28 protein-coding genes are annotated in these 22211 nt (G+C 70.2%); 18 read left to right on the top strand and 10 right to left on the bottom strand.

What is annotated here, in order from left to right; genetic code table 11:
* The 3 genes from ACTOWL_RS12330 to ACTOWL_RS12320 form a co-directional block, all read left to right on the top strand.
* Positions 1 to 561 (top strand): integrase core domain-containing protein (locus ACTOWL_RS12330; protein WP_441321524.1); only part of this gene is annotated, 561 nt, incomplete at its 5' end.
* Positions 562 to 767: 206 nt separating this feature from the next.
* Entirely contained in the window at positions 768 to 1007 is a 240-nt protein-coding gene (locus tag ACTOWL_RS12325; RefSeq protein ID WP_441321523.1) for a hypothetical protein, read from the top strand.
* Between the two features lie 271 nt (positions 1008 to 1278).
* On the top strand, positions 1279 to 1725 hold the full coding sequence (locus tag ACTOWL_RS12320; RefSeq protein ID WP_441321522.1) for a hypothetical protein: 447 nt from the start codon (positions 1279 to 1281) through the stop codon (positions 1723 to 1725).
* A gap of 58 nt (positions 1726 to 1783) precedes the next feature.
* On the opposite strand, the gene ACTOWL_RS12315 is transcribed toward ACTOWL_RS12320, so the two are convergent.
* Positions 1784 to 2695, bottom strand: coding sequence for a LysR substrate-binding domain-containing protein (locus tag ACTOWL_RS12315; protein ID WP_441321521.1), 912 nt, complete (start codon positions 2693 to 2695; stop codon positions 1784 to 1786).
* Positions 2696 to 2802: 107 nt separating this feature from the next.
* Here ACTOWL_RS12315 and ACTOWL_RS12310 point away from each other — a divergent pair, with 107 nt between their 5' ends.
* The 6 genes from ACTOWL_RS12310 (at position 2803) to ACTOWL_RS12285 (ending at position 8892) form a co-directional block, all read left to right on the top strand.
* Entirely contained in the window at positions 2803 to 4092 is a 1290-nt protein-coding gene (locus tag ACTOWL_RS12310) for a CitMHS family transporter (RefSeq protein ID WP_441321520.1), read from the top strand.
* Positions 4093 to 5418 carry an acyclic terpene utilization AtuA family protein gene (locus ACTOWL_RS12305; RefSeq protein ID WP_441321519.1) on the top strand — a complete coding sequence of 442 codons (1326 nt, stop codon included), beginning with the start codon at positions 4093 to 4095 and terminating at the stop codon, positions 5416 to 5418. It abuts the gene before it with no gap.
* The gene (locus tag ACTOWL_RS12300; RefSeq protein WP_441321518.1) at positions 5418 to 5738 is read left to right on the top strand and encodes an AtuA-related protein; all 321 of its coding nucleotides are present in this window, start codon (positions 5418 to 5420) and stop codon (positions 5736 to 5738) included. Before ACTOWL_RS12305 ends, ACTOWL_RS12300 begins: the two co-directional genes overlap by 1 nt.
* A gap of 22 nt (positions 5739 to 5760) precedes the next feature.
* Positions 5761 to 7761, top strand: coding sequence for an alpha/beta hydrolase domain-containing protein (locus ACTOWL_RS12295; RefSeq protein WP_441321517.1), 2001 nt, complete (start codon positions 5761 to 5763; stop codon positions 7759 to 7761).
* Positions 7762 to 7845: 84 nt separating this feature from the next.
* A complete protein-coding gene (locus tag ACTOWL_RS12290) occupies positions 7846 to 8472 on the top strand; it encodes a LolA family protein (protein WP_441321516.1) in 627 nt (208 codons plus the stop codon).
* Between the two features lie 3 nt (positions 8473 to 8475).
* Positions 8476 to 8892, top strand: coding sequence for a GNAT family N-acetyltransferase (locus ACTOWL_RS12285; protein WP_441321515.1), 417 nt, complete (start codon positions 8476 to 8478; stop codon positions 8890 to 8892).
* A 13-nt stretch (positions 8893 to 8905) separates the two neighbouring features.
* Here the strand turns inward: ACTOWL_RS12285 and ACTOWL_RS12280 are convergent, their stop codons facing one another.
* Together ACTOWL_RS12280 and ACTOWL_RS12275 are read right to left on the bottom strand one after the other, a co-directional pair.
* Positions 8906 to 9394, bottom strand: coding sequence for a GNAT family N-acetyltransferase (locus tag ACTOWL_RS12280; RefSeq protein WP_441321514.1), 489 nt, complete (start codon positions 9392 to 9394; stop codon positions 8906 to 8908).
* Positions 9391 to 9792: an SET domain-containing protein gene (locus ACTOWL_RS12275; RefSeq protein ID WP_441321513.1), complete on the bottom strand. Its 402-nt coding sequence runs from the start codon at positions 9790 to 9792 to the stop codon at positions 9391 to 9393. Before ACTOWL_RS12275 ends, ACTOWL_RS12280 begins: the two co-directional genes overlap by 4 nt.
* Before the next feature lie 209 nt (positions 9793 to 10001).
* Here ACTOWL_RS12275 and ACTOWL_RS12270 point away from each other — a divergent pair, with 209 nt between their 5' ends.
* On the top strand, positions 10002 to 10784 hold the full coding sequence (locus tag ACTOWL_RS12270) for a gamma-glutamyl-gamma-aminobutyrate hydrolase family protein (protein ID WP_441321512.1): 783 nt from the start codon (positions 10002 to 10004) through the stop codon (positions 10782 to 10784).
* 16 nt (positions 10785 to 10800) lie between these two features.
* Here ACTOWL_RS12270 and ACTOWL_RS12265 read toward each other — a convergent pair whose 3' ends face one another.
* Positions 10801 to 11340, bottom strand: coding sequence for a glutathione peroxidase (locus tag ACTOWL_RS12265; protein WP_441321511.1), 540 nt, complete (start codon positions 11338 to 11340; stop codon positions 10801 to 10803).
* A gap of 125 nt (positions 11341 to 11465) precedes the next feature.
* Here ACTOWL_RS12265 and ACTOWL_RS12260 point away from each other — a divergent pair, with 125 nt between their 5' ends.
* On the top strand, positions 11466 to 12410 hold the full coding sequence (locus ACTOWL_RS12260) for a 2-hydroxyacid dehydrogenase (protein ID WP_441321510.1): 945 nt from the start codon (positions 11466 to 11468) through the stop codon (positions 12408 to 12410).
* Positions 12411 to 12426: 16 nt separating this feature from the next.
* Here ACTOWL_RS12260 and ACTOWL_RS12255 read toward each other — a convergent pair whose 3' ends face one another.
* Positions 12427 to 12756, bottom strand: coding sequence for a nuclear transport factor 2 family protein (locus tag ACTOWL_RS12255; protein WP_441321509.1), 330 nt, complete (start codon positions 12754 to 12756; stop codon positions 12427 to 12429).
* 62 nt (positions 12757 to 12818) lie between these two features.
* Here ACTOWL_RS12255 and ACTOWL_RS12250 point away from each other — a divergent pair, with 62 nt between their 5' ends.
* A complete protein-coding gene (locus ACTOWL_RS12250) occupies positions 12819 to 13211 on the top strand; it encodes a winged helix-turn-helix transcriptional regulator (RefSeq protein WP_441321508.1) in 393 nt (130 codons plus the stop codon).
* A gap of 15 nt (positions 13212 to 13226) precedes the next feature.
* A complete protein-coding gene (locus ACTOWL_RS12245) occupies positions 13227 to 13919 on the top strand; it encodes a haloacid dehalogenase type II (RefSeq protein ID WP_441321507.1) in 693 nt (230 codons plus the stop codon).
* A 7-nt stretch (positions 13920 to 13926) separates the two neighbouring features.
* Here the strand turns inward: ACTOWL_RS12245 and ACTOWL_RS12240 are convergent, their stop codons facing one another.
* A complete protein-coding gene (locus ACTOWL_RS12240) occupies positions 13927 to 14238 on the bottom strand; it encodes a hypothetical protein (protein WP_441321506.1) in 312 nt (103 codons plus the stop codon).
* Positions 14239 to 14473: 235 nt separating this feature from the next.
* Here ACTOWL_RS12240 and ACTOWL_RS12235 point away from each other — a divergent pair, with 235 nt between their 5' ends.
* Positions 14474 to 15151, top strand: coding sequence for a hypothetical protein (locus tag ACTOWL_RS12235; protein WP_441321505.1), 678 nt, complete (start codon positions 14474 to 14476; stop codon positions 15149 to 15151).
* A gap of 39 nt (positions 15152 to 15190) precedes the next feature.
* Here ACTOWL_RS12235 and ACTOWL_RS12230 read toward each other — a convergent pair whose 3' ends face one another.
* Positions 15191 to 16273 carry a LacI family DNA-binding transcriptional regulator gene (locus tag ACTOWL_RS12230; protein ID WP_441321504.1) on the bottom strand — a complete coding sequence of 361 codons (1083 nt, stop codon included), beginning with the start codon at positions 16271 to 16273 and terminating at the stop codon, positions 15191 to 15193.
* Positions 16274 to 16379: 106 nt separating this feature from the next.
* Here ACTOWL_RS12230 and ACTOWL_RS12225 point away from each other — a divergent pair, with 106 nt between their 5' ends.
* On the top strand, positions 16380 to 16610 hold the full coding sequence (locus tag ACTOWL_RS12225) for a hypothetical protein (RefSeq protein ID WP_441321503.1): 231 nt from the start codon (positions 16380 to 16382) through the stop codon (positions 16608 to 16610).
* Positions 16611 to 16643: 33 nt separating this feature from the next.
* Here ACTOWL_RS12225 and ACTOWL_RS12220 read toward each other — a convergent pair whose 3' ends face one another.
* Positions 16644 to 17495, bottom strand: a complete 852-nt coding sequence (locus ACTOWL_RS12220) for a GIY-YIG nuclease family protein (protein ID WP_441321502.1) — start codon at positions 17493 to 17495, stop codon at positions 16644 to 16646.
* A 293-nt stretch (positions 17496 to 17788) separates the two neighbouring features.
* On the opposite strand from ACTOWL_RS12220, the gene ACTOWL_RS12215 reads away from it, so the two are divergent.
* Positions 17789 to 19009 (top strand): aminotransferase-like domain-containing protein, encoded by a 1221-nt coding sequence (locus tag ACTOWL_RS12215; RefSeq protein ID WP_441321501.1) that lies wholly within the window; start codon positions 17789 to 17791, stop codon positions 19007 to 19009.
* 4 nt (positions 19010 to 19013) lie between these two features.
* Here the strand turns inward: ACTOWL_RS12215 and ACTOWL_RS12210 are convergent, their stop codons facing one another.
* Together ACTOWL_RS12210 and ACTOWL_RS12205 are read right to left on the bottom strand one after the other, a co-directional pair.
* Positions 19014 to 19670, bottom strand: coding sequence for a methyltransferase family protein (locus ACTOWL_RS12210; RefSeq protein ID WP_441321500.1), 657 nt, complete (start codon positions 19668 to 19670; stop codon positions 19014 to 19016).
* An 86-nt stretch (positions 19671 to 19756) separates the two neighbouring features.
* Complete coding sequence (locus ACTOWL_RS12205; RefSeq protein WP_441321499.1) at positions 19757 to 20008, bottom strand: DUF3297 family protein; 252 nt, start codon at positions 20006 to 20008, stop codon at positions 19757 to 19759.
* A gap of 118 nt (positions 20009 to 20126) precedes the next feature.
* Between ACTOWL_RS12205 and ACTOWL_RS12200 the strand changes: the two genes are divergently transcribed.
* On the top strand, positions 20127 to 21221 hold the full coding sequence (locus ACTOWL_RS12200) for a lactonase family protein (protein ID WP_441321498.1): 1095 nt from the start codon (positions 20127 to 20129) through the stop codon (positions 21219 to 21221).
* A gap of 63 nt (positions 21222 to 21284) precedes the next feature.
* A complete protein-coding gene (locus ACTOWL_RS12195; RefSeq protein WP_441321497.1) occupies positions 21285 to 22211 on the top strand; it encodes an HNH endonuclease in 927 nt (308 codons plus the stop codon).

Genomic DNA, 22211 nt, shown 5'->3' with positions numbered 1-22211 from the left:
GCCTCGCCCGGGGTTACCGGGCTGACGCGGCTGAGCGCCTGGTGGGCGAAGCTGGGCATCCGCCACGAGCGGACGGCACCGGGCAAGCCGCAGCAGAACGGGCGTCAGGAGCGGTTCCATCTGACCCTGCGGGAGGCGATCGAGCCGCCGGCGGCCGACCGGGCGGCCCAGGCCGCGCGCTTTGCCGAATTCCGGGCGTATTACAACCACGAACGGCCGCACGAAGCCTTGGGGCAGACGCCGCCGGCGCGGCACTATCAGCCGTCGCCGCGGCCGCTGCCGAAGCGTCTGCCGGAGCCGGAGTACCCGCGGGAAGCCGATATCCGCCGGGTGCGCTCGAACGGCGAGATCAAGTGGGCGGGCGACTTCCTGTTCGTGTCCGAGGTTCTGGTCGGCGAATGGGTCGCCATCGAGGAACGCGAAACCGGCGAGCTGCGCATGCGCTTCTACAACACGCCGATCGGGGTGATCGACCCCCAGCAGAAGCGACTGCGTCGGGTTGGGGCGCTTGCGCGCAGGCGCCCAACCCCGACGCATCTGTCACCCATCTATCCGGTCTAAAATGTCACCCATCTATCCGCTGGACATGTACTCGCGACGACGATCCCCTCTGCCGCTTCGCTCGGTCCCGATCGTTACGTGGATTTCATCTTTCGCCCACGCAGGCGTTAGCTCCGGCATCGTAGGGTTCGTTCGTCGGAGCCAAGACGTGGCCTCCCGCCCGCCTCTCCTCCGATCTTCGTTGTCCCCTCGATGGAGATCGTCCCATGCGCAGGAGCCTTCTGTTCGCCGTTCTTGCGGTGCCCGCCCTCGCCCTTACCCCCGCCTTGGCGATGGCACAGACCCAGCCCGCCGTGGCGGCACCGGCCGCCGCCGCGCCGATGAAGATGAAGACCCACCACGCGGCCGGGACTCATCATCGCAAGCCGGTCGCGCATCGCAGCGCCAACAGCGAGCAGGACCAGACCCGCAAGCTGAACGAGGAGCAGCTGAGCAAGGCGAAGTAACCGGTTCGGGCCGCAACAGGCCCTCGCTTCCACCCCCCCTTCCGAGGCGAGGTCCGCGGTCCGCGAGGCCCGGCTGCTCAGGCAGCCGGGCCTCTTTTTCGTCCGTCTCCAGGATTCGCGGCCGGCCCGCCAGACGATCCCCGGAAACATGAAATATCGTTCATGAAGGCATTTTCCCCGGATCGGTATCGCCGGTCCGGTCGTTAGGGAAGGGATCGGTTCACGTGCCGCGGCCGTCTGTGCCTGTGGCCCCGATCTTCAGCATCCCTCGATGGAGATCTTCATGCGCAGGAGTTTTGTCTTTACCGCCCTCGCCGTGTCGGCGCTGGCCGCCGCGCCCGCCCTGGCCCAGACCGGGACCGAGCCGGCGGTGCCCGGCACGACGCCGTCGGTCGAGGCTCCCGCCGCGAACATGCCGTCAGAGCCGACTCAGGGCACCCACCATCGCAAGCACATGCAGTCCTCGAACGCCGAGGACCAGACCCCCCGCCGGCACCGCGGCAGCAAGAGCGCGCAGAACGCGGCGGAGGAGGAGCAGACCCGCAATCTCAACCAGCAGCAGCTGAGCGCCGGAGCCACGCCGCAGCAGATGATGCCCGGCCAGATGGCCCCGGCCCAGCCGATGCAGCCGGGGACCATGGATCAGGCGCCCGCGATGGAGCAGGCTCCCACCATGGACCAGACCATGCCGTCGGACGAGTCGGCTCCGGCCGAGTAATCGCCGCACCATCGGCGACGGAACCAGGGGCCCGGCCGCACCAGCGGCCGGGCCTTTCTCATGCCATGGCGGCGGGATCGCCGGAGGCGAGCACGGTGTCGCGAAACGCCGCCGCCGCCGGCGACAGCGTCCGGCCCGACCGGGTCAGCACGCCGATGTCGCGGGTCACCTCCGGCCCCTGCAGCAGGCGCGTGGTCAGGGCCGGATGGGCCAGCACCGGCAGGGTCAGCACCGGCAGCGCCGTCACCCCGAGCCCGGCCGCCACCAGCGCGCCGGCGGTGGCGAGATGCGACACCTCGAACTCCGGCTCCACCGCCACCCCGGCCTGGGCGAAGCCGCGGTCGGTCAGCGGCCGGACGCTGGTGATCCGCGACATGGCGACGAAGGGGAAGCCCGCCAGGTCGGCCCAGGTGACGGCCGAAGCCCGCGCCAGCGGGTGATCCTGGCGCAGGATGGCGACGAAGCGGTCCGACAGGATCCGCGTGAACTCGACCTTGCCGTCGGGCGCCGGCCGGCCGGCGATGCCGAGATCGGCCTCGCCGCTCAGCACCGCGCCGACCACGCCGTCGAGCAGAGTGTCGATGACGCCGACCGATACGCCCGGATGGCTGCGGCGGAACCGGTCGATCACCGGCGGCAGCAGCCCGGCCGTGACCGAGGGCAGCCCGGCGACGGCGACGCGGCCGCGGGCCGAGCGGAAATAATCGCCGAGATCGTCGAGCGAAGACCGCAGGTCGCCGATCAGCCGGCCGGCGATGGCGGCGAACTCCCGTCCCTGCGGCGTCGGCTCGACCGTCCGGGTGTTGCGGTCGAACAGGCGGATTCCCAGCCGCCCCTCGGCCCGCGCCACCGCCCGGCTGACCGCGGGCTGCGACATCCCCAGAGCCTCGGCCGCGGCCCGGAAGCTGCGCAGCCGGTCGACCTGCAGGAACACCTCGATCTCGAACAGGGACAGGTTGATGCGTTTCATGCATCAATCGATGACACAAATTCACTTCTCGTTCCACCACCCGCCATGGCGTCCTGAGGCCGAGCGGTCGCCGCCGGAAGGACGGCCGCCACAACGGGAGGATGACCATGCTGGCGGCCCTGGGGTTTCTGACCATCGCAGTGTTCCTGGCGCTGATCCTCAGCGGCCGCGTCTCGGTGCTGGTCGCGCTGGTGCTGGTGCCGCTGGCCGGCGGCCTGCTCGGCGGCTTCGGCGCCGGCCTCGGCCCGATGATGCTGGACGGCATCGTCAAGGTCGCGCCGGTCGGCATCATGATCATGTTCGCGGTGCTGTATTTCGGGCTGATGCTCGACACCGGCATCTTCGACCGGCCGATCCGCGGCCTCTTGTCCCTGGTGCAGGGCGACCCGGTGCGGCTGTGCCTGATCACCGCCCTGCTGACCATGCTGGTCGCGCTGGACGGCGACGGCGCCACCACCTTCCTGATCACGGTCACGGCGCTGCTGCCGGTGCACCGCCGGCTGGGCCTGAACCCGCTGGTGCTGCCGGGCATCATCTGCCTCGCCGCCGGGACCATGAACCTGCTGCCCTGGGGCGGCCCGACGGCGCGGGCGATGGCGGTGTTGAAGACCGACGCCGCGGCCCTGTTCAACCCGGTGATCCCGGCGATGATCGCCGGCCTCGTCTGGGTGTTCATCGCGGCCTGGCTGATCGGCCGCGGCGAGCGCAAGCGCCTGGGCATCGCCCATGGCGTCGACGCGGTGGCGCTGGTCGAGCCGACCGAGGCCGAGCGGGCGGCGCGCCGGCCGCACCTGGCCTGGTTCAACGCCGCTCTGACCGTCGTCCTGATCGTGGCGCTGCTGGCCGGGCTGTGGCCGCTGCCGGTGCTGTTCATCACCGCCTTCGCCATCGCCCTGCTGGTCAACTATCCGCGCTGGGAGCAGCAGCGCGAGCGGCTGGTGAAGCACGCCGACAGCGTCGTCACCGTCACCGCGATGATCTTCGCCGCCGGCATCTTCACCGGCATCCTGGGCGGCACCAAGATGATCGGCGCCATGGCCGAGGCGCTGGTGGCCATCGTGCCCCAGAGCCTGGCGCCCTACCTGTCGCAGATCGTGGCGGTGACCGGCATGCCGCTGAGCCTGGTGTTCACGCCGGACGCCTACTACTACGGCATCCTGCCGGTCTTCGCCGGCACCGCCGAGGCGCTGGGCCAGGACCCGCTGGCGATCGGCCGGGCCGCGATCCTGGGCCAGATGACCACCGGCTTCCCCTTGAGCCCGCTGACCGCCTCGACCTTCATCCTGGTCGGGCTGACCGGGGTGCAGCTCGGCGCCCATCAGCGCTTCATCTTCAAATGGGCCTTCGCCTCGACCCTCGTCATGACGGCCGTCGCCTGGGCCACGGGAGCCATCTGAATGCCGACAACGATGCGGATCGGGGCCGGTGCCGGATTCGCCGGCGACCGGCTGGAGCCCGCGGCCGAACTGGTGGCGCGCGGAAAGCTGGACGCGCTGGTGTTCGAATGCCTGGCCGAGCGCACCATCGCCCTGGCCCATCGCCGCCGCCGGGCCGATCCCGATGCCGGCTTCGACCCGCTGCTGGAGCGCCGGCTGCGCCCGGTTCTGCCCGGCGTCGCCGCCCAGGGCATCCGGGTGCTGACCAATATGGGCGCCGCCGACCCGGTGGGCGCCGGCCGCCGCGCCGCTGCCTTGTGCCGCGAGCTCGGGCTGGCGATGCGGATCGCGGTGGTGACCGGCGACGACGTGCTGGACCGGATCGACCCGGCCGCCCTCGCCCTCGAGGACGGCAGGCCGCTGGCCGCGCATGGCCCGCTGATCGCCGCCAACGCCTATCTCGGCGCCGATGCGATGCTGCCGGCGCTGGAGGCCGGGGCGCAGCTGGTGATCACCGGCCGGGTCGCCGACCCGTCGCTGTTCGTGGCGCCGCTGGCCTGGCGCTTCGGCTGGGCGCTGGACGATGCCGGCCGCATCGCCACCGCCACCCTGGCCGGGCACCTGATGGAATGCGCCGGCCAGGTCACCGGCGGCTATTTCACCGATGCCGACGGCAGCGACGCGCCCGGCCTGGCCGATCTCGGCTTCCCGATCGCCGAGGTGACGGCGGGCGGCGGCATCACCGTGACCAAGCTGCCGGGCACCGGCGGGCGGGTCAGCCGCGCCACCGTGACCGAGCAGCTGCTGTACGAGGTCACCGACCCCGGCGCCTATGTCACCCCGGATGTCGTGCTCGACGTCACCGGCGTGTCGGTGGCCGAGCAGGGCGAGAACCGCGTCGTCGTCGCCGGGGCGCGCGGGCGGATTCGGCCGGAGTCGCTGAAGGTCAGCGTCGCCTATGAGGCCGGCTGGGAGGCCGAGGCCGGCATCTCCTACGGCGGCAGCGGCGCGGTCGAGCGCGGCCGGCGCGCCGCCGAGATCGTGCGCGAGCGCCTGGCCCGCCGCGGCGACATCACCGATCTGCGGCTCGACCTGGTCGGGGTCGATGCGCTGCTGCCGGGCCGGCTGCGCGGCGGGGCGCCGTCGGAGGTTCGGCTGCGGCTGTGCGCCCGCGCCGCCACCGCCGAGGCCGCGGCCGATGCGGCGCGGGAGGTGGAAAGTCTGTACACCAACGGCCCGGCGGCCGGGGGCGGCGTGCGCAGCGCCCTGCGCCCGGTCGTGGGCATCGTCTCGACCCTGATCGACCGCCGGGCCGTCAGCCCCGCGGTCGAGATCCTGGAGGCATGATGGTCCGCCTCGGCCAGCTCGCCCATGCCCGCGCCGGCGACAAGGGCGACACCACCACGCTGAGCGTGATCGCCCGCGACCCCGCCGACTACGACCGCCTGCGCCGCGCGGTGACGGCGGAGCGAGTGGAGGCGCATCTCTGCGGCGCCGTGGCCGGGCGCTTCACCCGCTTCGAGCTGCCCGGCCTGTCGGCCCTGCATTTCGTCGGAAGCGGCGTGCTGGGTAGCGGCGTCACCACCTCGCTGGCGCTGGACAGTCACGGCAAGTCGCTGTCCTCCGCCCTGCTCGACCTGGAGCTGGACGCCGGCACCGCCGGCTGAACCAACACAACGGGGGAAATGCATGAGGGGTTGCATCATCCGCGCCGCGGCGCTGTCCATCCTGGCGCTGGGTCTGCCGGACCTGGCCCAGGCCCGCCTCGTCAGCTTCACGGTGGAGCGGCAGGAGGCCGCCGCCCCAGCCAAACCCGGCGCCCCGGCCTATGAGGTCCTGCGCGGCCGCTTCCGGGGCGAGCTGGACCCGGCCGACCCGGCCAATGCGATCATCACCGACCTGCGGCAGGCGCCGCGCAACACCCGCGGCAAGGTCGAGTACAGCGCCACCTTCGCCATCGCCCTGCCGGCCGACCCGAAACAGGCCAGCGGCGTGCTGGTCTATGACGTGCCGAACCGCGGCAATGGCGGCGTGAAGGCCGATCCCGACGGCCATATCCGCGTCGTCAGCGGCTGGCAGGGCGACATCCCGGCCACCGACGGGCTGCAGACGGCGGAGGTGCCGACAGCATCCGGCCTGACCGGGCCGGCCTTCGCCCGGTTCATGAACATGGCGCCGGGCACGCGCAGCCTGCCGATCCTGGTCGGCTTCTCGCGCACCGGGCCCGGGCCGGTGCCGGCGACGCTGGACACCCGCCGGGCGCGGCTGTTCCGGCAATCCGCCGACGACCGGCCGGCGATCCCGGTCGCGCCGCGCGACTGGGCCTTCGGCAATTGCTCGGCCAGCGCCTTCCCCGGCACGCCCGACCCGGGCTGGATCTGCCTGCGCGGCGGCTTCGACCCGCGCTTCGCCTATGGCCTGGCCTATACCGGCAAGGCCCCGAAGGTGCTGGGCATCGGCTTCGCCGCCACCCGCGACCTCAACGCGTTCCTGCACCACGCCGCGGCGGACGATGCCGGCACCGCCAACCCGGCGGCCGGGCTGGTGCGCTGGACGGTGGCGGCCGGCACCTCGCAATCCGGCAACTTCCTGAAGAGCTTCCTCAATCTCGGCTTCAACGCCGACGAGCAGGGCCGGATCGTGTTCGACGGCCTGAACCCGAACATCGCCGCCCGCCAGCTGCCGATGAACCTCCGCTTCGGCGTGCCCGGCGGCGCCGCCACCCTGTACGAGCTGGGCAGCGAGGGCACGCTGTGGTGGACGCATTACAATGACCGCGCCCGCCGGCGCGGCACGTCGAGCCTGCTGGACCGCTGCGAGGCCAGCGGCACCTGCCCGAAGATCATGGAGACCTTCGGCGCGTCGGAGCTGTGGGGCCTGCGGATGTCGCCCGGGCTGGTCGGCACCGATGCGCGCCGGGACCTGCCGCTGCCGGCCAATGTGCGGCGCTACTACTTCCCCGGCGTGACCCATGGTGGATCGGCGATCGGCGGCTTCTCGACCACCGGCGATCCCGCCTTTCCCGGCGCGCCCGCCTGCGTCATGCCGGGCAACCCGAACCCGTCTTCCATGACCTTGCGCGCGCTGCAGGCAGCGCTGGTCGACTGGGTCCGGTCGGGCAAGGCGCCGCCGGCCAGCCGCTACCCGACCCTGGCGGCGGGCGACCTGGTCGATCCGACTTCGCGGGCGATGGCCTGGCCCGCCCTCCCGGGCGCGCCGCGGCCGGACGGCAAGCTGAACGTCTTCCTCGACTATGATGTCGGCCGCGGCTTCGACTATCTGGACCTCAGCGGCGTGCCGGATTTCCTGCCGCCGCGGATCCGGCAGGCGCTGCCGTCGAAGGTCGTGCGCGTCGATGCCGACGGCAACGAGATCGCCGGCGTGCCCTCGGTCCAGGCGCTGGTGCCGCTGGGCACCTATACCGGCTGGAACGTGCTGGCCCAGGGCTACGGCGCCGGCGGCGGCTGCTCCTTCCTCGGCGGCTTCATCCCCTTCGCCCGGACGAAGGAGGAGCGCATCGCCGCCCGCGACCCGCGCCCGTCGCTGCAGGAGCGCTACCGCAGCCATGCCGGCTTCGTCGCGCGGGTGAAGGCGGAAGCGGCGCGACAGGTCGCCGCCGGCTGGCTGCTGCTGGACGACGCCGCGACGCTGGCGGCCCAGGCGGAGGCCAGCGACGTGCTGAAGGACTGAGCCCGGGCGACATGTCGTCGCCGCCCTGGATATCCCGGGGTCTGTGCCCTACTTGAAACACAGACCCCGTGTATCCGGACGACCATGACCATTCTACGCACGATCGCCGCGGCCCTGGCCGCGCTGCTCATCGCCGCCGCGCCGGCCGCCGCCGCGGTCCAGCCGGCCCAGCTGACCGCCCAGGACCGGCAGGACCTGGCGCGGGTCGAGCAGTATCTGGGCAGCCTGACCACGGTGCAGGCGGACTTCGTCCAGACCACCGACAACACCGACCTGTATCGCGGCCATTTCTACCTGAAGCGGCCGGGCAAGATGCGGCTCGAATACGAGCCGCCGATCGCCTACATGTACATCGCCGACGGCACCTGGCTGACCTATTACGACGCCGATCTGCGGCAGCGGAAGGACGTGCCGCTGGGGTCGACCATCGCCGACTTCATCACCCGGGCGAACGTCAAGCTGTCGGGCGACGTCACCGTCGTCAAGGTCAGCCGCGGCAACAACCTGCTGAGCGTCCAACTGGTGCAGACCGACAAGCCGGAGGACGGCACCCTGACCCTGAACTTCACCGCCAATCCGATGATCCTGCAGAGCTGGGTGTCGGTGGACCAGCAGGGCACCGTCACCCAGGTCGACCTGACCGGCATCCAGCCGGGCGTGCAGCTGGACAACAAGCTGTTCGTCGTGCCGCGCCGCCAGGGCAACCGCTGAGCGGTGGCCGACCCGACGCTGGAATGGCCGACGCTGGAATGGCGCAGCCCCTTCACGAATGACGAGCTGAACGCTCTGCATGCGGAATGCTTCGAGCATGCCGTGCTCGCCGACGACTGGTGGGGCCAGGTCAACCGCTTCAGCCTGGGCTGGGTGTGCCTGCGCCAGGCCGGGCGCCTAGCCGGCTTCGTCAACGTCGCCTGGGACGGCGGCGTGCACGCTTTCCTGCTCGACACGGCGGTGACGCCGCCGCTGCAGCGCCAGGGCCATGCGACGCGGCTGGTCCGCGAGGCCGTGGCGCAGGCCCGCGCCGCCGGCTGCGAATGGCTGCATGTCGATTTCGACCCGCATCTCCGCGGCTTCTACCGCGACGCCTGCGGCTTCGCGCCGACCGAGGCCGGTCTCGTCCGGCTGCGGTGACGGGCCTCCGGCCCTATTCCTTGACCATGAACACCGTCGGCAGGGCGACGCCGGCGGCCGTGGGCATCTCGCCGCGTTCGACCGGGCGGTAGCCGAGCCTGGCGTAGAAGGCCTCGGCATTGGCGTTGGCGCGGACCCGGAAGCGGCGGAAGCCGGCGTCTTGGGCGGCCTGCTCCGCCGCCTCGACCATGCGGCGGCCGAGGCCCTGGCCGGCCCGGTCCGGGGCGACGAAGACCTTGCGCAGCCGGGCCGCGGCGGCATCGTCCGCCACCTGGCACCAGCCGGCGGTGGCGACCAGCGCGCCGTCCGGCGCCTCGGCCACCAGCAGGTTGTTGGACAGGAGTTCGCCGGCATAGTCCGGCGCCATGATCAACGCCACATGCGCCGCGATCTGGGCCGGGCTGTGGATGTCGCCGGCGAGGGCCGCGAAGGAATCGGCCTGCAGCCGGCGCACCGCGTCGAGATCGGCCTCGCGGATCGGCCGCAGCACCAGGTCGCTCACGACTCCGCCGGTTCCAGTCGGCGCGCCAGCGGGCCGTCCCGCTCCTCCAGGCAGCAGACCAGGTAGTCGCAGGTGATCTCCTCGCCCGCCGCGATGTCGCGGGCCGCCAGGGTCACCGGCCCGGAATTGTCGGTGTTCGGGTCGTCGTCATGGTTCAGGAAGCGGGCGTCGTCGCCGTTCAGCACATAGCCGCCCGGGAAGTCCGCCGACAGATAGGCGTAGGTCTCGAAGAAGTGGCGCGGCACCTCGGGCAGCGCGGCCACCACCTCCTCCGGCACCACCTTGTCGACCGCCGGCTCGAACCGCCAGATCGGCGTGCCCTGGGCGATCGGCGCCGCGGCGAACACGCCCAGGCCGTGGATCGCGCTCTGCGCCACATAGGTCGGAACCAGGAACATGGGCCCCCCGCTCTCGCTCGTTGAATCGCTTATAACCACGGATTGCGGCCGGCCGGAAGAGGGCAAACAAGGCGTTGTTGCGGCACGCGGGGCGCACGCGGGGCGTGGGCCGAGCCATGCGCGGGCCGCAGGGCCATTCCCGCCCCTGCGGGGCTGGTCGAACCCGGCCTCCGCGGCGAAATATGAGGCACCGGTCCAGGAGCCTGCCCATGTCCGCCTCGTCTCGCCCCATCGTCGGCATCCCGGCCTGCGTCAAGCCGCTCGGGGTCCATCCCTTTCATGCGGTCGGCGACAAATACATCCGCGCGGTGTCGGAGGGGGCGGACTGCCTGCCCTTCCTGATCCCGGCGCTGGGCGCCTGGCACGACATCGACGCGGTGCTGGACCGGCTGGACGGCCTGCTGGTCACCGGCAGCCTGTCCAATGTCGAGCCGCTTCACTATGGCGGCGAGGCCAGCGAGGCCGGCACGCCGCACGACCCGGAGCGCGACGCCACCACCCTGCCGCTGATCCGCCGGGCGATCGAGCGCGGCATCCCGGTGCTGGCGATCTGCCGCGGCCTGCAGGAGCTGAACGTGGTCTGCGGCGGCACGCTGCACCAGCATGTCGAGCGCGTGCCGGGCCGCGCCGACCACCGCGCCGACGAGACCAAGCCGGTCGAACTGCAGTACGGCCCGGCCCATCCGGTGGCGCTGGCCGAGGGCGGCGCGCTGGCGGCGCTGTTCGGCAAGGCCGAGACCATCGTCAACACCATCCACGCCCAGGGCATCGACCGGCTCGGCGCCGGCCTGACGGTCGAGGCGACGGCGCCGGACGGCCAGATCGAGGCGGTGCGGATCGAGGCCGCGCCCTATTTCGGCCTGGCCACCCAGTGGCACCCGGAGTGGAGGTTCCGCGAGAACCCGGATTCGGTGGCGCTGTTCGCGGCCTTCGGCCAGGCCGTCCGCCGCTACGTCGCCGACCGCGACGGCCGCCGCGCCGCCGCGGAATAGGCGGCTCGGCGCCGCGTCAGCGCGCCAACGCCGCGTCGACCGCCTTGGTCACCTCCGGCCCGGTCGGCTCGGCGCCGCTGGGGAAGGCGGCCAGCAGGGTGCCGTCGCGGCCGATCAGCAGCTTGTGGAAGTTCCATTTCGGCACCGCCGCCGCATCCTGCTGCGCCGCCCAGCGGTACAGCGGGTGGGCGTCGGCGCCGACCACCGGCTGCTTGGCCAGCATCGGGAAATCGATGCCGAAGGTGGTCTCGCAGAACTCCGCGATCTCGCCGGACGAGCCCGGCTCCTGCGCGCCGAAATCGTTCGACGGCACGCCGAGCAGCACGAAGCCGCCGTCGCGGTGCCGAGTCCACAACTCCTCGAGCCCGGCATATTGCTTGGTGAAGCCGCAGAAGGAGGCGGTGTTGACCACCAGCACCACCTTGCCGGCGAAGGCGTCGGGGGCGAAGGCGCCGCCTTCCAGCTTCGGCAGCGGCACGGCGGACCAGTCGAGCGGCCGGGCCGCGGCGGGAGTCGCGATCATGATCAGCACCAGGACGATGAATCGGGCCAGCATCGGGGGGACCTCCGACGGGATCGCTCCAGGCTGCGCCGCCGCGCCGCGGGGTGCAAGACCTTGGTGCTCCGCCGGCGGATGCCGTGCTAGGACGGATGGATCCCCCGGCGATGGAAACCCCGCCCGTGCCCGAAACAATCCTGCACCTCCACCCCGGCATGCCGGAGGCGTCGCTGCGCCCGATGCGCGAGCGCTTCGACCTGGTCGAGCATTCGCGGGCGAGCGCCGCCGCCGCCCCGCTGCCCCAGGCCGACCGCATCCGCGGCGTCGTCACCATCGGCGTGATCGGCATCGACCGGGCGCTGATCGAGCGGCTGCCCAATCTCGGCATCATCGCCTGCTACGGCTCGGGCTATGAGCGGATCGACGTGGCGGCCGCGCGGGAACGAGGCATCGCCGTCACCAGCAACACCGGCGCCAACGCCGCCTGCGTCGCCGACATGGCGCTGGCCCTGCTGCTGGCCAGCGTGCGCCGGCTGGGCGAGGGCGACCGCTTCGTCCGCGCCGGGCAATGGACCCGCCCGGCGGCGCCGCCGTCGCTGATCTCGACCGGCCTGGGCGGGCGCCGGGTCGGCATCCTCGGCCTCGGCGCGATCGGCGAGAGGATCGCGCGCCGCGCCGCCGCCTTCGACATGGAGGTCGCCTACCACAACCGGCGGCCGAAGCCGGGCGCGCCCTGGGCCTGGCATGACAGCCTGGCATCGCTGGCGGAATGGGCGGACATCCTGGTCGTCTCCTGCCGCTCCGACGCCAGCACCCGCGGCATCGTCGATCGGGCGGTGCTGGAAGCGCTGGGACCGCGCGGCCATGTCGTCAACATCGCCCGCGGCGAGGTGCTGGACGAGCCGGCGCTGATCGCGGCGCTGGAGGCCGGCACCATCGCCGGCGCCGGGCTGGACGTGTTCGAGCACGAGCCCCAGGTGCCGGAGGCGCTGAAGCGGCTGGAGACCGTGGTGCTGGCGCCGCACATCGCCAGCATGACCGAGGCCGCCCATCGCGAGATGTGCCGGATGACGATCGACGCCCTGGACAATTTCTTCGCCGGCCGGACGCTGACCAACGCGGTCTAACGGCGCCGGCCGCCGGTCAGCCGTGGATCTCCAGCGTCGCGATGCGGCCGTCCTTCAGGCCGAACAGGTAGCGCAGCTCGACCGGGCTGCCGGGAAATTGCCCCGTGACCCGGCCGGTGAGGACCGCGCCGCCCGCCGCCGCGGCCACGGCGAGCGGCTCGACCGTATACGCGTATTTCCGCTTCGACTCGGCCTTCCAGGCCAGGATGGCGTCGACGCCCCGGATGGTGCGGCCCTCGTCGCGGACCTCGGCATCGGCGGCGAAGCAGGCGGCCAGCGCCAAATCGTCGCCGGCATTGTCGGCGGCGACATAGGCGGCGATCGGGTCGGGCAGCTTGAGCGTCATGGCGGATCCTCGGCGTCGGTGGGCCGGTTGCGGGACACCGAGGATGGGAATAGGGTTTCGGGATGGCAAGTACGCACGAAAAAGTAAGGTACTCACCCAAAGGTGAGCGCCCGGCCTACACCCCCGGCTCCGCCGCCGCCGGCGTCGAGCAGGCGCTGAAGATTCTGGAGGGGCGGTGGAAGCTGGTGATCCTGTTCCGCCTGTTCGGCGGCAGGCTGCTGCGCTTCTCGGAGCTGGAGCGCGCCATTCCGGCGATCTCGCAGAAGATGTTGATCCAGCAGCTGCGGCAGATGGAGGCGGACGGCATCGTCCGCCGCATCGTCCACCACCAGGTGCCGCCCAAGGTCGAGTACGCGCTGACCGATTGGGGCCAGGCGCTGTGCCCGGCGCTGGACGCGATCCTGACCTGGGCGGAGCAGCGGCCGGCCGCCGCGCCCGCCGAACCCGAGAGCTGAGCAGGGAGCCGGACCATGGATGCGCTGACCGGGGTGAAGGCCTGCGTCTTCGACGCCTATGGCACGCTGTTCGACACCGCCTCCGCCGCCCGGCGCAGCGCCGCACTGCTGGGCGACAAGGCCGGCCCGCTGGCCGCGCTGTGGCGCGAGAAGCAGCTGTCCTACACCTGGCTGCGGGCGGTGCAGGGCCGCCACGCCGATTTCTGGCAGGTCACCGGCGACGCGCTGGACTTCGCGATGGAGGCGCTGGCGATTGACCAGTCCGGTCCGCGGGACCGGCTCGGTCTGCGCGACCGGCTGATGCAGCTGTATTTGACGCTCGACCCCTATCCGGAGGTGCCGGAGGTGCTGCGCCGGCTGCGCGCCGCCGGGCTGAAGACGGCGATCCTGTCGAATGGCACGCCCCGCATGATCGAGGCGCTGGTCGCCGGGGCCGGGCTGGAGTTCGACGCCCTGCTGTCGGTGGAGCAGGCCGGGGTCTACAAGCCGCATGCCAACGTCTACCAGCTGGCGCTCGACACCTTCGGCCTGCCGGCGCGGGCGATCGCCTTCCAGTCCTCGAACGGCTGGGACGCCTATGGCGCCTCGGCTTTCGGCATGCAGGTGGTGTGGTGCAACCGCAGCCGCCAGCCGCGCGAGCGCCTGCCCGGCGCACCGGACCGCGAGGTCGAGTCGCTGGCCGCGCTGCCGGGCCTGGTCGGGGCCTGACAGCGGGTCAGGAGCCGCACGCCTCGGCGTAGCTCTTCTGCTCGTCGGCGGTCATCTGCTGATGCTCCTGCAGGTCCGAGTCGCGCAGCCCGAGATCGGCCTGGCAGGTCTTGTACAGGTCGCCCAGCTTCACATAGGCGTCGATCAGCGACTTGTGCACGGCGCATTTCTCCGCCTGGGGCGCCATCAGGCTCTTCAGCCGGGCGGATTGCAACGGCGGAATCGCCTTGGTCTGCGCCATGAAATCCTCGTTGCAGCCGGCGAAGGCGGGCACGGCCAGCAGCGGCACCAGGGCCGCGGCAAGAAGGAACTGCTTCACGGAACGCGTCTCCCCACGCTTTCGGGATCCCGGGCCTTGGCCTTACAGGCGGCGAAAAAACCCATCCCGGCGCGAATCGTTCCTGGCCATCTCCCACTGTGGACAGGACAGGGTCGCGACGGTGCCCGGCTCCGTATGTCCATTGGATCCAATAACATCTTGTTGACGTACGAACTTAATTCCATTAAATCCATCAATCACAATGTAACCGGCCGCGACAAGGAGGAACCGACAGATGCAAGCTGAATTTACCCCTGCTCATAAGAAATGGCTCGATGTCTGGACGATCATGGCCGAATGCGTCGAGAAGGCGCTGAGGGCCAGCGGCTACGGATTTGATGCGCCGCCCCACTACACCGGGCGGTCGATCATCTGGTCCGTATCGAAGGATGGAAAAGCGCAGAAGGTGGCCGTCAGAACCTGCCGCGACGGATGGTTCGCCTTTGCCAAGCGGCCGGACGGCGAATGGAAGACGCTGTCCGAGGTGGACCTCGTGGCCGTTGCCGCGACGGATCGAAAGCAGAATCCCAGGCACGTGGAGATCTTTCTGTTTCCGGCGAAGGAGGTCGGGAAGCGGCTCGATCAGAATGTGGAGGCTCGCAAGGCGGCGGGGCACAAGGTGGATGCCGCGAAGGGCATCTGGATCGGACTGGAGCGGAAGGGCGCCGACAGCCCGACCTCGGCCGGATCGGGCCTAGCCGAGATCCATCCGGCCATCGGGGACTATACAATAATGAAATTGCCGGAGGAAAGTTATTCCGATAATTCCAACAACGAGCCGGCCGCCGCATCGCGCTTCGAGGAGCTCGGGAGCGTCGGAGAGGTTCTGCAGGCGGCCAGGGAGCGGATTGCGGTACTGGCCAATGTCCCTTCCGACGCCGTCAGGCTAGATCTCAGCATTGCCAGCAGGTAGCCGGGACCGTCGGCAGCCGACCTCGGTCCGCAACCCGATTCAGCCCTTCGCCGGGCCGGTCGAGGCGCGCAGCACCAGCTCGGTGCCGAAATGGATCTCCTGGCGGCCGCGCGGGTCGATCAGCAGCTCGGCCGCCGCCCGCCCCTTCTCGACCAGCGGCTGGCGGATGGTGGTCAGCGGCGGCCGGGAGGCGGCGGCCGCGGCGATGTCGTCGAAGCCGATCACCGAGACGTCGCCCGGCACCGACAGGCCCTGCCGCGCCAGCCACGCCATGGCCCACAGCGCCAGCCGGTCGCAGGTGGCGAGGATCGCGGTCATGCCGGGCTGGCGCCGCAGCAGCCGCGGCATGCTGCGCTCGATCGACTCGGCCTCGAACAGGCATTCCTCGATCGCCACCTCGCCGGCCGGGATGCCGGCCCCGGCCAGCACGTCGAGATAGCCGAGGAGCCGCTGCTGGCAGGCGTCGTAGATCGAGTCGCGGATGCGGCGCAGCGATACCGCCCCCTCCCGCGAATCCGGCAGCAGCTCCATCGACAGCACGCCGATGCGGCGATGACCAAGCTCGAGCAAATGCCGGGCCGCAGCCTCGGCCCCGGTGCGGTCGGCGACGGTGACGGTGCGGCAGCCCTCGACCAGCGGCTGGTCGACCGTCACCACCGGCAGGCCGCGGCTCTTGATGATGTCGAGGACGCCCGGCTCCTCCTCCATGCAGTACATGATGAAGCCGTCGACCGCGGCCGAGGCCAGGGCCCGGCGCGCCGCCCCGACATCCGCGGCGGCATAGACCGAGATGCCGCGCCCGGTCTCGTCGCACACCGCGGCGACGCCCTGGATCAGGGCCAGCGCCGCCGGGTCGCCGAAGGCGTAGTCCAGCCCTTCCGGGATGATCACCGCGATGGTGCCGATATGGCCGGTGCGCAGCATCCGGGCCAGCGGATCGGCCCCCTGGTAGCCGAGCGCCTCGGCCGCCTGCATCACCCTGGCCCGGATCGCGTCGCTGACCCGCTCGGGGTGGTTGAAGACGTTGGAGACCGTGCCCTGCGCCACCCCCGCGGCGATGGCGATGTCGCGCAGGCGCGCTTTCGGCTTCGGGGCGTCGGGCGTCGGGGCGTCCTCAGGCATGCCCTAGCCTAGCCGCGATTTTGAACCGATTCAAAAACTCCTTGACGGCCGAGCCGCGGAGAGTGATTATGAATCGATTCAAAAAATCGATTCAAAGGAGGCCGTCATGTCCCTCATGACCGGATTCCCGCTGGTCGCCCATCTGATGCAGATCCGGCTGGGCGGTCGATACAGCCACCTGCCGCCGTCGGTGGCGGCGGAGCTGGAGGCGTTCGCCGCGGATCAGGACGCCGCCGCGCGTTCGGCCGCACCCGAGCCGAAGCCGGCCGGCAACCGGAGATCGTCGGTGCCGTCCCCGGCGCCCGCCTTCGCCCTGCGCAAGGCGTGCTGCGGCTGATCGCCTGCCCGGAAACCCTTGTCTCAACGAAGGCTATGCCGCCGACGGGTGATTCACGTAGCGAGTCCAGGCCTTCTGCAAATCTCCAAGCGGGATAGGCCACACGATTTCCGAGTTTCGAGGATGCCTGATCGCGTCGAAGCTCTTCAACAAAGCTTGCTCCATCCTGAAGGCCTGCCTTGCCGTCGGCCAGCGCTGTTCAAGAACCGCCTTGTACCGCGCCCCACCCAGTTCGGGCATCGACGCTCGATTGAACTGACGCTCGCGAAGTTTGACGTCGAACGCCCAACCAATTTTGTAGGCCAGATGCTTATGGCTTTCGACACTCATCAGATAAGTGAAGGCCTCGGTGTTTCGCAGGAACATCACTCCACGCCGCGTCGTCATCGGGGGCGGAGCGCGCTTGCGGGCCACTCCCGGATCGAGCGTCTCGTCAACAACCGCCGGCATCACGGCAATCCGGGTCCGGGGCAGCGCCAGGATGGCAGCCGCCTCCGCCTCCAGCAGCGCAACGATTCCACTTGCCGCGTCCATTCCGAATGAACGTGTCGACACGTTCTTCAGCGAACGACGCGGCTCGTCAAACTGCCACGCGTCCCTGATCTTCAGGGCCCAGGGCCAACGATATTCTCCGTCAACGAAATCCTCTGGTCTCGTCCGCAACCGAAACGCCAGCGAAGGGACCGACTCCGTCGTCGGCTCAACCATTCCGAGGATTTTACCCCGATCAGCTTCGGCCGTTTCCTTGCCTTGCGTGCCGACAATCACCACCAAATCACCCGGCCGCAAAACCTGCATGGCCGCCACCATCCTGCCCCGCTCTCCGAACTGCAGGGGTCCGCATGGGGCATCAAAGCCCCACGTCTTCGTCATGTAGATCGCCATTCCGATATCTCGACTTATGTATTTATGGAAGCTGTCCTAAATACCTTATCTGTACTATAGAATACGAAATCTTTGCTAGTCATACATCTAATACCTGGGATCTATTCCCAGCCCGTACTACAGGCCTCTGAAGTCAGTTTGCAGAGCCGCGATCGCGGGTAACAAAATACCCCCAGTCGCGCGATTCGCGCAACTCTGGCATGAAATAGGGCAGTCTCATTGACATAAATCCGCTGACCATGGTTCGGTTGGGGAACGGCGCCAGACAGACGCCACGCCCAGGAAGAGACACCATGACCATCGGCGAGACCCATTACGCCACCCGCGCCGCCCGGATGCGCGCCTCCGAGATCCGCGAGCTGCTGAAGCTGCTGGACCGGCCGGGCGTGATCTCCTTCGCCGGCGGCATCCCCGACCCGACCCTGTTCCCGGCCGACACTATCCGCGCCGGCTACGAGGCCGCGCTGGCCGCCGGCGACACCGCGCTGCAATATTCGGTCAGCGAGGGCTATGCCCCGCTGCGGCAGTGGATCGCCCGGCACATGGCATCGATCGGCGTGCCCTGCGGCGCCGACAACATCGTCGTCACCTCCGGCTCGCAGCAGGGGCTGGACTATCTCGGCAAGCTGTTCCTGTCGCCCGGCGACACGGCGCTGGTGGGCTGGCCGACCTATCTCGGCGCGCTGCAGGCCTTCAACGCCTATGAGCCGCGCTACGACCGGCTGGAGCCGGAGCACGGCAACGCCACGCCCGCGGCCTACCGCACAGCGGCCGAGGCGGCCGGCAGCCGGGTGCGGCTGGCCTATCTGACGCCGGATTTCGCCAACCCCTCGGGCGAGACGCTGAGCCTGGCCGCCCGCGAGCGCGCCCTGGCCCTGGCCGACGAGCTGGACATCCCGCTGGTCGAGGATTCGGCCTATCAGGCGCTGCGCTACGACGGCGCGGACGTGCCGCCGCTGCTGGCGCTGGACGTCGCGGCCAAGGGCGACATCGACCGCAGCCGCGTGATCCATTGCGGCAGCTTCTCGAAGACCCTGGCGCCGGGGCTGCGCATCGGCTGGATCTGCGCCGCGCGGGGCGTGGTGCAGAAGCTGGTGCTGACCAAGCAGGCGGCCGATCTGCACACGCCGACGATCAACCAGATGGTGATGCACCACGCCGCAGAGCACGCCTATCCGGCCCAGGTGGCGAAGATCCGCGCCGCCTATCGCGACCGGCGCGACCGCATGCTGGCGGCACTGCAGCGGCACATGCCGGCGGGGGTGAGCTGGACCCGGCCGGAGGGCGGCATGTTCATCTGGGCCACGTTGCCCGAGAGGCTGGACGGTGCCGAGTTGCTGGCCCGGGCGGTGGACCAGGGCGTCGCCTTCGTCCCCGGCCGCGCCTTCCACGCCGACGGCACCCACGGCAACACGCTGCGCCTGTCCTTCTCCCTGGCCGACGGCGAGGCGATCGGGCAGGGCATCGGCCGGCTGGGCCGCCTGGTCGCGGGGGCGGCGAAGGCGGCGGCCTGAGGGCTCAATAGAGCCCGGGCACCAGCCGCCAAGTCCGCTGGCGATAGGCCTCGTACTCCGCTCCGAACTGGTCGGCCAGCAGCCGCTCCTCGGCCCGGATGCGGGCCACGAGGGGGACCAGGTTGAGCAGCGCCAGCACCACCCCGATGCCGGAGCGGAAGGCCAGCGCCCAGCCCAGCGCGCCGACGATCAGACCGAGATAGCTCGGGTTGCGGATCACGCCATAGATGCCGCCGGTGACCAGCGTGTGCCCCGGCTGGATCGCCACCAGCCCGCTGAACCGCCGGCCGAGCACGAAGACCGGCCACAGCCGCAGCGCACCGCCGAGGGTGAAGATCACGACCCCGAGCCAGCGCACGGTGTCGCCGTCGAGGGTCCAGAGCTCCATCCGGTCGGTCCAGGCCGGCACATAGGCCCCGAGCAGCCCGAGCACCGTGAAGACGATCAGCACCCAGCGATTGCCGCGGTCCTCGCGCTCGCCGGGGCTGATGTTGCCGCCGCTGAACAGGCTCGCGACCGTCAGCACGGCGGTGACGGCCACCAGGGCGATCCGGGCCGGATGCGCGAAGAAGGCGCCGAACCCGCCCCAGCCGAGCACGGCCAGGCCGAGAAAGACCAGGGTGCCGAGGACGGCGAACAGGGCAAGCTTCGGCGAAGGCATCGGTCGATCCATCCGGCGGCTCCCGGGATCACGGACCCCGCAGGATACAATGCCGGACGGCCGGCCCGTGTTCCTGCCGGGCCGGATCAGCTCTGGGGTGCGTCGTCCCGGAAATACGGCTCGACCGTGCCGGTCATCTTCATCGTCAGCGGGTTGCCGCGGCGATCCCGCGCCTTGCCCATCGACAGGCGGACCCAGCCCTCGCTGACGCAATACTCCTCGACATTGGTGCGCTCGGCGCCGTTGAAGCGGATGCCGACGCCGCGGCGCAGCGCGGCCTCGTCGAAATGCGGGCTGTTCGGGTTGTTCGACAGGTGGTCGGGCGGGGTGTCGGCCATCGGAGGGTTCCCGGCAAAGGCGGCGGATGGCGGGTGATAGCCGCACGCGGCAGCGCTGACAATGCGCGAGACGGATGCTATCGGGTTCTCAATTACAGGCAACAGGGTGGGCGAGGCGATGCTGTTCCATGTCTGCAGCTATACGGGCGCGTCCGGCAATGGCGAGGGCATCACCCTGGCCCGGCTGGAGCCGGAGACCGGCCGGCTGGAGGCGCTGGGCAGCGTCGCCGGGCCGAACCCCGCCTGGCTCGCCTTCGCCCCGGACGGGCGGCACGCCTATGCCGTCAACGAGATCGACGAATTCGGAGGCGCGGCCCAGGGCGCCTGCACCGCCTACCGGGTCGACCGCGACAGCGGCGCCCTGACGGCGCTGAACACCGTCGGCTCCGGCGGCGCCGGGCCGGCGCATTGCAGCGTCCATCCCGGCGGCGGGCACCTGCTGGTGGCGAATTACGGCGACGGAAGCTTGGCGGTGCTGCCGATCGCGGCGGACGGGTCGCTGGGCGCCGCCACCGATGTGCAGGCGCCGGCAGGGCCGGTCGGCGCGGACCGGGCCGAGGCCGGGCCGCCCGGCAGCTTCGCCATCAGCGGCCATGACGGCTCGCACGCCCATCTCATCGAGACCGCCGGCCGCTTCGTGCTGAGCACCGATCTCGGCCAGGACCGGGTCTATGTCTGGACCCTGGACCAGGGCGCGCTGCGTCCGGCCGATCCGCCGTTCTTCCCGGCCGCCTCGGCCGGGGCCGGGCCGCGGCACCTGGCCTTCCACCCGAACGGCCGCGTGCTCTACACCACCTATGAGGAGGCGTCGCAGCTGGCGGTCCACGCCTGGGACCCGGCGACCGGCCGCGCCACCCTGCTGCAGCAGCTGGGGTCGCTGCCGCCGGGCTTCGCCGGCTCCAGCTTCGCCTCGGCGCTGGCGGTCAGCCGCGACGGCCGCTTCCTCTATTCCGGCAACCGGCTGCACAACAGCATCGCCATCTTCGCCGTCGAGCCCGCCGGCACGCTGCGCTGGCTGGACGCGGAATGGACCCGCGGCGACTACCCGAACCATGTGGCGCTGGACCCGACCGGCCGCTTCCTGTTCGCCTGCAACCGGCGCAGCGACAACGTCACCCTGTTCCGGGTCGACGCCGAGTCCGGCCGGCTGGCCTTCACCGGCCGCTACCTTCCGGCCGGCAGCCCGAACATGGTGGCGTTCCTGCCGGGGTGAGGAACCCGCCCTCGCCGTTCAATCTCCCTTGCAATGTCACGAGGGGCGATGGAACGTATTAGAATGGTTCGCCTTTTTATTGCAGTTACAGATAGATCTTGGTTTGACTCACTGTCGGCATATCCACCCGACGAGGTTAATTTCTGGCGGCCGAGTGGCGGCAAGCAGTTCCGGGCGCTTCGGCCAGGTGAACTATTTCTGTTTAAGCTCCATGCCCCCGACAACTTCATCGTCGGGGGAGGGGTGTTCAGCCACGCATCGAATGTGCCGCTTTCGATCGCCTGGGAGGCCTTCGAACGGAAGAATGGTGCTGCTTCTCCGTCTGAGATCCGTAGACGCATCGCTCACTACCGTCGGGATCCCGGCATACTTGACCCGCGTCAGGATCCGATCATCGGCTGTCGAGTACTGACGCAACCATTCTTTTGGCCCCGGGATCTCTGGTTGCCCATACCGGAAAGCTGGCGGCCGAACATCGTCTCGGGAAAGGGCTTCGATCTCAGCGAGACTGAAGGTCTAACCCTATGGCAAGCTGTCACCGAACGCCTCGTCGAGCCAGGGCCGCGCAGCCACCTATACGAAGCGCCTGCGCGCTACGGCACCCCGCATCTGATAGCGCCGCGGCTCGGACAGGGCGCATTTCGGCTCGCTGTCACCGACGGCTACGATCGGCGCTGCGCCGTGACCGACGAAAAGACGCTGCCCATTCTCGATGCTGCGCACATTCGGTCCTATGCCGATGGGGGAGAGCACGAACCATCCAATGGGCTTCTTCTGCGCACCGATATCCATCGCCTGTTTGATCTTGGCTATGTCACAGTGAGCGCAGACGGACACTTTGTTGTAGGTCGCCGGCTCAAGGCCGATTTCGACAACGGCAGACACTACTATGAGCTTCACGGTCAGGCCGTTCGCCCTCCGCACAGCAAAGAAGCGCTCCCATCGCCCGCGGCGCTCGAATGGCACCGTGAAAACCGCTTCCTGGGTTAA

The sequence above is a fragment of the Inquilinus sp. CA228 genome, from assembly GCF_052078665.1.
Lineage (GTDB): Bacteria > Pseudomonadota > Alphaproteobacteria > DSM-16000 > Inquilinaceae > Inquilinus.
This window is presented reverse-complemented; position numbering and strand designations above follow the sequence as displayed.

What these genes read in the sequence shown, in the direction of transcription:
- ACTOWL_RS12325 (WP_441321523.1), top strand. Translation starts at nt 768, where the DNA reads ATGCGCAGGAGCCTTCTGTTCGCCGTTCTTGCGGTGCCCGCCCTCGCC.
- ACTOWL_RS12320 (WP_441321522.1), top strand. Translation starts at nt 1,279, where the DNA reads ATGGAGATCTTCATGCGCAGGAGTTTTGTCTTTACCGCCCTCGCCGTG.
- ACTOWL_RS12315 (WP_441321521.1), bottom strand. Translation starts at nt 2,695, where the DNA reads ATGAAACGCATCAACCTGTCCCTGTTCGAGATCGAGGTGTTCCTGCAG.
- ACTOWL_RS12310 (WP_441321520.1), top strand. Translation starts at nt 2,803, where the DNA reads ATGCTGGCGGCCCTGGGGTTTCTGACCATCGCAGTGTTCCTGGCGCTG.
- ACTOWL_RS12305 (WP_441321519.1), top strand. Translation starts at nt 4,093, where the DNA reads ATGCCGACAACGATGCGGATCGGGGCCGGTGCCGGATTCGCCGGCGAC.
- ACTOWL_RS12300 (WP_441321518.1), top strand. Translation starts at nt 5,418, where the DNA reads ATGGTCCGCCTCGGCCAGCTCGCCCATGCCCGCGCCGGCGACAAGGGC.
- ACTOWL_RS12295 (WP_441321517.1), top strand. Translation starts at nt 5,761, where the DNA reads ATGAGGGGTTGCATCATCCGCGCCGCGGCGCTGTCCATCCTGGCGCTG.
- ACTOWL_RS12290 (WP_441321516.1), top strand. Translation starts at nt 7,846, where the DNA reads ATGACCATTCTACGCACGATCGCCGCGGCCCTGGCCGCGCTGCTCATC.
- ACTOWL_RS12275 (WP_441321513.1), bottom strand. Translation starts at nt 9,792, where the DNA reads ATGTTCCTGGTTCCGACCTATGTGGCGCAGAGCGCGATCCACGGCCTG.
- ACTOWL_RS12270 (WP_441321512.1), top strand. Translation starts at nt 10,002, where the DNA reads ATGTCCGCCTCGTCTCGCCCCATCGTCGGCATCCCGGCCTGCGTCAAG.
- ACTOWL_RS12265 (WP_441321511.1), bottom strand. Translation starts at nt 11,340, where the DNA reads ATGCTGGCCCGATTCATCGTCCTGGTGCTGATCATGATCGCGACTCCC.
- ACTOWL_RS12255 (WP_441321509.1), bottom strand. Translation starts at nt 12,756, where the DNA reads ATGACGCTCAAGCTGCCCGACCCGATCGCCGCCTATGTCGCCGCCGAC.
- ACTOWL_RS12250 (WP_441321508.1), top strand. Translation starts at nt 12,819, where the DNA reads ATGGCAAGTACGCACGAAAAAGTAAGGTACTCACCCAAAGGTGAGCGC.
- ACTOWL_RS12245 (WP_441321507.1), top strand. Translation starts at nt 13,227, where the DNA reads ATGGATGCGCTGACCGGGGTGAAGGCCTGCGTCTTCGACGCCTATGGC.
- ACTOWL_RS12235 (WP_441321505.1), top strand. Translation starts at nt 14,474, where the DNA reads ATGCAAGCTGAATTTACCCCTGCTCATAAGAAATGGCTCGATGTCTGG.
- ACTOWL_RS12230 (WP_441321504.1), bottom strand. Translation starts at nt 16,273, where the DNA reads ATGCCTGAGGACGCCCCGACGCCCGACGCCCCGAAGCCGAAAGCGCGC.
- ACTOWL_RS12225 (WP_441321503.1), top strand. Translation starts at nt 16,380, where the DNA reads ATGTCCCTCATGACCGGATTCCCGCTGGTCGCCCATCTGATGCAGATC.
- ACTOWL_RS12220 (WP_441321502.1), bottom strand. Translation starts at nt 17,495, where the DNA reads ATGGCGATCTACATGACGAAGACGTGGGGCTTTGATGCCCCATGCGGA.
- ACTOWL_RS12215 (WP_441321501.1), top strand. Translation starts at nt 17,789, where the DNA reads ATGACCATCGGCGAGACCCATTACGCCACCCGCGCCGCCCGGATGCGC.
- ACTOWL_RS12210 (WP_441321500.1), bottom strand. Translation starts at nt 19,670, where the DNA reads ATGCCTTCGCCGAAGCTTGCCCTGTTCGCCGTCCTCGGCACCCTGGTC.
- ACTOWL_RS12205 (WP_441321499.1), bottom strand. Translation starts at nt 20,008, where the DNA reads ATGGCCGACACCCCGCCCGACCACCTGTCGAACAACCCGAACAGCCCG.
- ACTOWL_RS12200 (WP_441321498.1), top strand. Translation starts at nt 20,127, where the DNA reads ATGCTGTTCCATGTCTGCAGCTATACGGGCGCGTCCGGCAATGGCGAG.
- ACTOWL_RS12195 (WP_441321497.1), top strand. Translation starts at nt 21,285, where the DNA reads ATGGTTCGCCTTTTTATTGCAGTTACAGATAGATCTTGGTTTGACTCA.